This is a genomic window from Embleya sp. NPDC056575, from assembly GCF_042793325.1.
Classification (GTDB): domain Bacteria; phylum Actinomycetota; class Actinomycetes; order Streptomycetales; family Streptomycetaceae; genus Embleya.
The window spans coordinates 23,281-29,994 of sequence record NZ_JBHTVA010000066.1; the positions used below are offsets into that span (position 1 = coordinate 23,281).

At 73.9% G+C, this 6,714-nt stretch carries 6 protein-coding genes; 2 read left to right on the forward strand and 4 right to left on the reverse strand.

Features of this window, described 5'->3' with window-relative positions:
* Positions 1 to 298: 298 nt before the first annotated feature.
* A complete protein-coding gene (locus ACFRCG_RS37500; RefSeq protein WP_380039918.1) occupies positions 299 to 1,426 on the forward strand; it encodes a PP2C family protein-serine/threonine phosphatase in 1,128 nt (375 codons plus the stop codon).
* Between the two features lie 121 nt (positions 1,427 to 1,547).
* Positions 1,548 to 2,798: an acyl-CoA thioesterase/BAAT N-terminal domain-containing protein gene (locus ACFRCG_RS37505; RefSeq protein WP_380039920.1), complete on the forward strand. Its 1,251-nt coding sequence runs from the start codon at positions 1,548 to 1,550 to the stop codon at positions 2,796 to 2,798.
* 28 nt (positions 2,799 to 2,826) lie between these two features.
* Here the strand turns inward: ACFRCG_RS37505 and ACFRCG_RS37510 are convergent, their stop codons facing one another.
* From ACFRCG_RS37510 to ACFRCG_RS37525, 4 genes are all read right to left on the reverse strand, one after another.
* Positions 2,827 to 3,843 (reverse strand): NADP-dependent oxidoreductase, encoded by a 1,017-nt coding sequence (locus ACFRCG_RS37510; protein WP_380039922.1) that lies wholly within the window; start codon positions 3,841 to 3,843, stop codon positions 2,827 to 2,829.
* Between the two features lie 81 nt (positions 3,844 to 3,924).
* On the reverse strand, positions 3,925 to 4,377 hold the full coding sequence (locus ACFRCG_RS37515; RefSeq protein ID WP_380039924.1) for a MaoC family dehydratase: 453 nt from the start codon (positions 4,375 to 4,377) through the stop codon (positions 3,925 to 3,927).
* A 73-nt stretch (positions 4,378 to 4,450) separates the two neighbouring features.
* Complete coding sequence (gene fabG / locus ACFRCG_RS37520) at positions 4,451 to 5,236, reverse strand: 3-oxoacyl-ACP reductase FabG (protein WP_380039926.1); 786 nt, start codon at positions 5,234 to 5,236, stop codon at positions 4,451 to 4,453.
* Between the two features lie 270 nt (positions 5,237 to 5,506).
* On the reverse strand, positions 5,507 to 6,565 hold the full coding sequence (locus tag ACFRCG_RS37525; protein WP_380039928.1) for a WD40 repeat domain-containing protein: 1,059 nt from the start codon (positions 6,563 to 6,565) through the stop codon (positions 5,507 to 5,509).
* Positions 6,566 to 6,714 lie beyond the last annotated feature (149 nt).

Genomic DNA, 6,714 nt, shown 5'->3' on the forward strand with positions numbered 1-6,714 from the left:
GAACGTCCCGACCCCGCCCCATGCCCCGATCACCCCGACCCGGGTGCGGTTGAAACCCACCTGCCGCCGAAACCCAACTCCCTCGCCCCCGAGGGCATTCCGCCCCCGGCGGGGGCGGCAGTCGCGCGGTCCGCGACGGCGCTGTGGTCGCGGACGGCCGTCCACCGTGTGGCGTAGCTGGGGGTGAGGTGGACCGGGAATGGGCTCCGAGGGGCATCGGCCCCGGTGGTCGACCGACGACCGATCCACTCCGGGTGACCCCCACGGTGCCCGCCCGACGCAGGACGGTGCCCAGGCGATGAGTGAAGCCGCGGTGGTCGAGGCGGAGCGCGGGTCGGCGCTGCGACAGTTGATCCCGCTGCTTCCGGCGCTGCTCTACATCATCATCGTGGCCGTCGACTTCGGCACGCCGAACGAGTTCCGGACCGACACGATGTTGTGCCTGGTGCCGATGACCGCGTCCGCGCTGATCCCGGTGCGCCCGACCGTGGTGTACGCGATCCTCGCCACGCTGACGTTCCTGGTCCTGGACCCGTGGCTGGCGCCGGTGGGCTACGAACACGACTGGGCCGGGTTCGTGGTGGTCGTGCTGGGCGGGGCGATCGCGGTGACGACGGTGTGGCTCAGGACCCGATTGCAGGATCGGGTCTCGCGTCTGGGCAACGTGGTCGAACACGTCCAGCGCGCACTGCTGCCGCCGGTGCCGCCGGTGGTGGGCGGGATCCGGGTCGAGCGCGGCTATCTGGCCGCCGAACGGGACGCGGAGGTCGGCGGCGACGTCTACGACGTGGTGGACACCCCGCATGGGACGCGCGCGTTCATCGCCGACGTTCAGGGCAAGGGGCTGACCGCGGTGGGCGCGAGCGCGGCGCTGGTCGGCACGTTCGACGAGGCGGCCCACGCCGAGCCGGACCTGTGGCGGGTCGGGCGGCGCATGGGCGCGGGGTTGGAGCGCTTCGGCCGCAACCAGGTGCTGCTCGGCGAGCCGGACACGGACTGGTTCGCCACCGCGCTGATCGTCGGCTTCGACGGGGACGGCCGGGTCGAGCTGGCCAACCACGGGCACGAGGCTCCGGCGGTGATCGGCCCGTCCGGGGTGCGCTGGTTGCAGGTGCCGCCGGAGTTGCCGCTGGGTCTGGCCGGACTGGTGCCGACCGAGGACCGGGTGCCGACGTACCGGTTCCGGATGACCCCGGACGAGTCGTTGCTGCTGTACACCGACGGCACCACCGAGGCGCGGGACGCCGCCGGCCGGTTCTTCCCGCTGCGCGACTGGGTCGCCCGGCACGCGGACCCGAACCGGTCCGCGGCCGAGTTGTTGGCCGGTCTGCAGCAGGCGCTGCTCGCGCACGTGGGCGGCCGGCTCACCGACGACGCGGCGCTGATGGTGCTGCGCCCGGTGGCCCCGGAGCCGGCGGGGCCGTAGGGGTCAAGAGGAAGCGCTGCGCTCGGGTGGGCTCCGGGACTACCGTCGACGCAGCGAGACGAACGCACAACACGGCCGATGCGGGCCGGGGATGCGACGGGGGCAGGTCGTGCGAAATCGTATGCGTGGATGGGCACGTGCCCTGGTGGTGCTCGTCGTGCTGGGCGCGGGCACCACGGAGAGCACGCGCGTGCCGGATGGTCGGCCCGTGATCGAGGTGGACGCGCCGACCGCGCTCCCGGATCGGGCGCTGCACATCCGGATCGGCGGGCTGCCGGCCGGGGAGAAGGTCGGCGTCGATCTCGGGGCGGTCGACGCCGAGGGTGAGCCGTGGCACGGCCACGCCACGTTTCGGGCAGACTCACACGGAGTGGTCGACCTGGACACCGCGACCCCCCTGTCGGGCACCTACCGAAAACCGGACGGCATGGGGTTGTTCTGGTCGATGAACCCGAGGTCGGGCGATCCCGAACAGGTCTCCTTCTTCGCACAGGACTCCCGGAACCATTCCTTCGACCTCACCCTCACGGCCGCGGTCCCCGGTCGCCGCCCCGTCTCCCGGACGCTGACCAGGCAGTGGACGGCACCCGGGGTCGGCACCCGGATTCTCGCCCTCGCCACGGACGGGGTGAGCGGGATGCTCTTCCTGCCCGCCCCCGGGACCCCTCGGCACCCGGCCGTGCTCGCCTTCGGCGGCTCGGAGGGCGGCCCCGGCCCGATCACCGACGCCGTACTGCTCGCCGCACACGGCTACCCGGCGCTGGCTCTCGGCTACTTCGGACTCCCGGGTCTGCCCGACGCGCTGGAGAACATCCCGCTGGAGTACTTCGCCGGTGCCGCCCGCATCCTGGCCGCCCAACCGGGCGTCGATCCCGAACACATCCTCGCCCAGGGCTACTCGCGCGGCACCGAGGCCGCCCTGCTCCTCGCCCAGAACCACCCCGACCTCGTGCACGGCGCGATCGTGTACGCGCCGTCGGCGGCGGTCCACGGCGGCTTCCCGCGTGGGCAGAGCGCCTGGACCAAGGACGGCAGGCCCATCGCCCAGGGACACATCCCCCTCGACCGCGTCGACGGCCCGGTCCTGGCCATCGCCGGCACCGACGACCGATTGTGGCCGTCGGCGGATTCGGCCCGGGCGATCGTCGACGAACTCGACGCCCGCGGCGGCCCCTATCCGCATCGGGCCCTGATCTTCCCCGATGCCGGGCACGGCGTCGGTACACATCCCTACTTCGCCGCCGGCACCCGACCCATCCACCCGGTGACCAAGGAGCCGCTCGATCAGGGCGGCACCCGGGCCGCCAACGCCGCCGCCCAGGCGCGGGGATGGCCCCAGGTCCTGGCCCTGCTCGCGTCCCTGACCCGCTGAGCGGCCGGCGCCGGCCACGATCGGCGGCTCAGCGGATGCGCAGTACCAGCTTGCCCGTGTTCGCCCCGGTGAACAGGCGCAGCAGGGTCTCCGGGAAGGCCGTGACGTCGCCCTCGACCACGTCCTCGCGCGCGCGCAGTCGGCCGTCCGCGAGCCACCCGGCCAGCTCCGCCGTCGCCTCGGGGTAGCGGTCGGCGTAGTCGAAGACCACCATGCCGGTCATCGACGCCCGATTGACCAGCAGGGAAAGGTAGTTGCTCGGGCCTGGGCCGGGTTCGGTGTTGTTGTACTGGGAGATCGCGCCGCACACGATCACCCGCGCGCCCCGGGCCAGCCGGGTCAGCGCGGCGTCCAGGATCGTGCCGCCGACGTTGTCGAAGAACACGTCCACGCCGTCGGGGCAGTGTTTGCGCAGCGCGGCGGGCACGTCGTCGTTCTTGTAGTCGACGGCCGCGTCGAAGCCGAACTCCTCGGTCAGCGTGCGGCACTTGTCCGGCCCGCCGGCGATGCCCACCGCCCGGCAGCCCTTCAACGTGGCGAGCTGGCCGACCACGCTGCCCACCGCGCCGGCCGCGCCGGACACGAGTACGGTCTGCCCCGGCTGCGGGCGGCCGATGTCGAACAGGCCGAAGTACGCGGTCAGTCCGGTGGCGCCGAGGACGCCCAGGTGGGTCTCGGGCGGGGCGATGCCCAGGTCCACCCGGCGCACCCCCTCGCCGTCGGTTTCCGCGTACTCCTGCACGCCGAACCGGCCGAACACGTGGTCCCCGACTGCGAAGTCCGGATGCCGCGAGGCGAGCACGCGGCCGATGCCGCCGGCGCGCATCACCTCGCCGATCCGTACCGGCGGGATGTACGAGCGCACGTCGTTCATCCAGCCGCGCATCGCCGGGTCGAGCGAGATGTGCGAGACCTCGACCAGGAGGCGCCCGTCGGCCGGTTCGGCCACCGGTTCGGTGGTCGCCTCCCAGTCGGTGGGCACGGGCAGGCCGGACGGGCGCGCGGCCAGCCGGATCTGACGGTTCGTGGCGGCGGGCGTGGTCATACGGGAGGCAACTCCTTCGTCGTGGACGTGCCGGACGGGCGGTCGGACGGGTCCTCGTGGGCGGTACGGATGCCGGGACGGTCAGGGGACGAGCAGGGAGAGCGTGTCCGCGACGCACGCCGGCTTCGCGACGCCCTCGATCTCGATGGTGTGCCGCACCGTCAGCCGCACGCCCTGCGCGGTCCGTACCGCGTCGACCAGGACGGCGTGGTCGCGGATCCGCACGCCGACCGGCACCGGGGCCGGGAAACGCACCTTGTCCGAGCCGTAGTTGACGCCCATCCGCACCCCTCGCACGGTGAACAGGTCGGCGGCCAGGACGGGGATCAGCGACAGGGTGAGATAACCGTGCGCGATGGTGGTGCCGAAGGGGCCGTCCTTGGCCCGTTCGGGGTCGACGTGGATCCACTGGTGGTCGCCGGTCGCGTCGGCGAAGGTGTCGATGCGTTCCTGGTCGACGGTGAACCAGTCACTGGTACCCAGGGGTTCGCCCCGGGCCGCGAACACCTCGTCGACGTTCTCGAACACACGCATGGTGGATGCTCCTTCGGGATGGACCCGGGCCGGGGGTGGCCGGCCCGGGCGCCTGGGGGGTATTGCCCTGCCGTCAGCAGAGCGGGCCGCCGGCGACGTAGATCACCTGGCCCGAGACGAAGCCCGCGTCCTCGCCGGTCAGGAACGCGATGGTGTTGGCGATGTCCTCGGGGCGGCCGACCCGGCGGACCGGGATCTGCGCGGCCGCGGCCTCCTGGAAGGCCTCGAACTCCATGCCGACGCGGGCCGCGGTGGCCGCGGTCATGTCGGTGACGATGAAGCCCGGCGCCACCGCGTTGGCGGTCACCCCGAACTTGCCCAGTTCGAAGGCGAGGGTCTTGGTGAAGCCCTGGAGTCCGGCCTTGGCCGCCGAGTAGTTGGCCTGCCCCCGGTTGCCCAGCGCGGACGAGCTGGAGAGGTTGACGATCCGGCCCCAGCCGGCGGCGGTCATGTGCGCCTGGACCGCGCGGCTCATCAGGAACGCGCCGCGCAGGTGTACGTCGATGACCGTGTCCCAGTCGCCGTCGGACATCTTGAACAGCAGGTTGTCCCGGATCACGCCGGCGTTGTTGACCAACACGGTCGGCGCGCCGAGGGTGTCGGCCACGCGCGCGACGGCGGCGTCCACCTGGTCGCCGACGGTGACGTCGGCGCCGACCGCGAGCGCCGTGCCGCCGGCCGCGACGATCGCGGCGACCGTGTCGGCACAGGCGGCCTCGTCCAGGTCGAGTACGGCCACGGCCCTGCCCTCGGCGGCGAGTCGGCGGGCGGTGGCCGCGCCGATGCCGCGCGCGGCGCCGGTGACGATGGCCACGCGCGGGGTGGTCGAGGTCGCGGTCGCGGGGGTGTTCTCGGTCATGGGTGCGGGGTCCTCCGGGTCGTCGCCGGCGTGGGAGGGCCGGCGAATACGGCGCTTCCGACCGCCCCTTGGGCGACCCGCGCCCGTCCGGCCGAAGGCGCCGGCCGGACGATGCTCTGGGGTCTCGGAGCGTGGAGTAGCGGGATTCTGCTGTGCGGTAACGGTACCGACCGGTCGGTATCAAGGCTAGAGCGCGCCACGAACTCGTTCGGGTCGAACAGGCGCCGGGTGTGTGGGCGCCGGGAGGCGCGGGCCGGGGGTAGGCGGGTGTCAACCGTGGTGCACTACGGCGAGTTCTCGGCCGAAGGCGACGACGACGCGACCGCCCGGGGCCACGGTCACGGCGTCGACCGGGAGGGGGAACAGGAGGCGGGGGCCGATGGGGGTGTGGGTGGCCAGGTCCCAGACCTGTACCGTGCCGCGCTCCTCGGTCGGGGCTGTCGGGTCGGTCGGGGCGGGCGCGCCCGTGGAGCCCCCGGCGACCACGATCGGGCGGCCGGCGAGCAGGCCGGTCGCGACGGCGCGGACGTCGGCGGCGAGTGGTGCGCCGATCGGTTCGCGGGTGAGCAGATCCCAGACCCGCGCCGCGTGCCGGCTGCCGGTGACCGCGACCGGGCGGCCGTGCACGACGGCGGTGGCCACGTCCGTCACCGCGCGGGAGTGTCCGGTCAGCGGTGCGCCGAACTCGGCGCCGGTGGCCAGGTCGATCACCCGTACCGCGTTGTCCGCGTCGCCCTCCCGGGCCGTCTCGGGTCCCACGATCGCCACCGGGCGCCCGTCGAGTTCGGCCGTCGCCACCGCCCGCACCGATCCGATCAGCGGTTCGCCGACCGGCAGACCCGTGGCCGGGTCCCACACCCGCACGCCGGCCGAATCCCCGGTGACCACCACCGGGCGCCCGGCCACGATGGCCCGCGCGGCGCCCACCCACGCGGTCCGGCCGACCAGGGGCCGGCACACCTGGCGGCCCCGATCCAGGTCGAACACCCGTACCGTGGCGCCCCACCCGGCCGTCCCGGCGACCACCACCGGCCGGCCGCCGACCAGCGCGGTCGTCACCGCGGTCACCCGCGCGTCGTGCCCGACCAGGGGTTCGCCGACGGACCGTTCGGGGAGCAGGTCACAGATCCACACCCCCTCGGGCCCGCCGTCGGCCCGGCCGGTCGTCCGCGCCGGCGGGTCGGTCGCCGTCCAGGGGCCCGTCACCCAGTCCGGCCGCCAGCGCGAAGGCGGTTCGCGGTCGGCCGGGTCGGCGGGAGAGGAGGTCGCCGACGTGTCGTCGTCGATCGTCGCGAGCCAAGAAATATCGCCTTGCGCAACGTTGGACATATCACCATTGTGCCCGTCGGCACCCGCCACGTGCACGGCCTCCGGCCCGGGGGGGCGGGCGCAAACCCGCCCCCCGCGCGGGGGGGGGGCCCGGGCCCGACGGGCGGGCGGCGGGCCCCCCCCGCACCCACCCCCAGGCCGACCGCGCG

Coding starts and splice junctions, on each gene's coding strand:
- ACFRCG_RS37515 (WP_380039924.1), bottom strand. CDS start 4,377: ATGCGTGTGTTCGAGAACGTCGACGAGGTGTTCGCGGCCCGGGGCGAA.
- fabG (WP_380039926.1), bottom strand. CDS start 5,236: ATGACCGAGAACACCCCCGCGACCGCGACCTCGACCACCCCGCGCGTG.
- ACFRCG_RS37525 (WP_380039928.1), bottom strand. CDS start 6,565: ATGTCCAACGTTGCGCAAGGCGATATTTCTTGGCTCGCGACGATCGAC.
- ACFRCG_RS37505 (WP_380039920.1), top strand. CDS start 1,548: ATGCGTGGATGGGCACGTGCCCTGGTGGTGCTCGTCGTGCTGGGCGCG.
- ACFRCG_RS37500 (WP_380039918.1), top strand. CDS start 299: ATGAGTGAAGCCGCGGTGGTCGAGGCGGAGCGCGGGTCGGCGCTGCGA.
- ACFRCG_RS37510 (WP_380039922.1), bottom strand. CDS start 3,843: ATGACCACGCCCGCCGCCACGAACCGTCAGATCCGGCTGGCCGCGCGC.